This is a genomic window from Citrobacter sp. VF227 (assembly GCF_052950715.1).
Genome location: NZ_JBRFVF010000122.1, coordinates 1 through 662, shown reverse-complemented (window position 1 = coordinate 662; position 662 = coordinate 1). Strand labels below are relative to the sequence as shown.

The following is a 662-nucleotide window of genomic DNA, read 5'->3' as shown; positions in this document are numbered from 1 at the left end:
TCTGCATGCTGACCGCCGCGGTACTGCGATAGATCTGCCCGGCCGCGCGAGTAAAGCTGCCGCTCTCGGCGATGGCGATAAAGGTGCGTAGCACGTCGCTTTCCAGCAACGGGGCAGTCGTACCGGGGTTGGATGGTTCCAGCATGAGCCACCATTCAATAATCTTGAACGCAGGCTTTTATATTAGTCGTTTGTTTGAACAGTGGGCGTCCGCTCATCCTGTTCGTGAACCCGTGGCCGCCATATCCATGACGTGCTCACGGCCAGCGAAACGGAGGTGAGCATGTCTACAGAGCCACGCAACATCCGATCACGGCGGCCAGTGGAGCCCCAGATTCCTGACGTCTACATGCCGGCCATGTGGCCGCTCGGTCTGCAACGCAGCCTGCATGACTGGTACCGGGCGTGGCGGCAGCGCAGCCGTTATCGGCAGTTGTTGCGACTGGACGACGGCGAGCTGGCCAAGCGCGACCTGAGCCGCCAGCAGTTGCTCGAACGGGCGCGCCTGCCGCTGCGGCAACTCGTGGAGGGGCGGCGCCGCAAGCGTGGCGCCTGACATCATCAGGCCGAGATGCTCAGGGCTTGCGTGCCAGCAGTACGGCACGCATGGGGGCCGGCAGTCCTTCGACGGTGCGGCCGTGGTCCTGAGGGTCGAGGAAATC

The 662-nt window shown here is 63.4% G+C and carries 3 protein-coding genes; 1 reads left to right on the top strand and 2 read right to left on the bottom strand.

What is annotated here, in order from left to right; genetic code table 11:
* Window positions 1–145: helix-turn-helix domain-containing protein (locus ACU8YC_RS25420; protein ID WP_446896021.1), on the bottom strand; the 145-nt coding region annotated here is incomplete at its 3' end.
* A 138-nt stretch (window positions 146–283) separates the two neighbouring features.
* Between ACU8YC_RS25420 and ACU8YC_RS25415 the strand changes: the two genes are divergently transcribed.
* Window positions 284–556 carry a hypothetical protein gene (locus tag ACU8YC_RS25415; RefSeq protein WP_446896019.1) on the top strand — a complete coding sequence of 91 codons (273 nt, stop codon included), beginning with the start codon at window positions 284–286 and terminating at the stop codon, window positions 554–556.
* Between the two features lie 19 nt (window positions 557–575).
* Here ACU8YC_RS25415 and ACU8YC_RS25410 read toward each other — a convergent pair.
* Window positions 576–662 (bottom strand): DUF1698 domain-containing protein (locus tag ACU8YC_RS25410; RefSeq protein WP_446896020.1); only part of this gene is annotated, 87 nt, incomplete at its 5' end.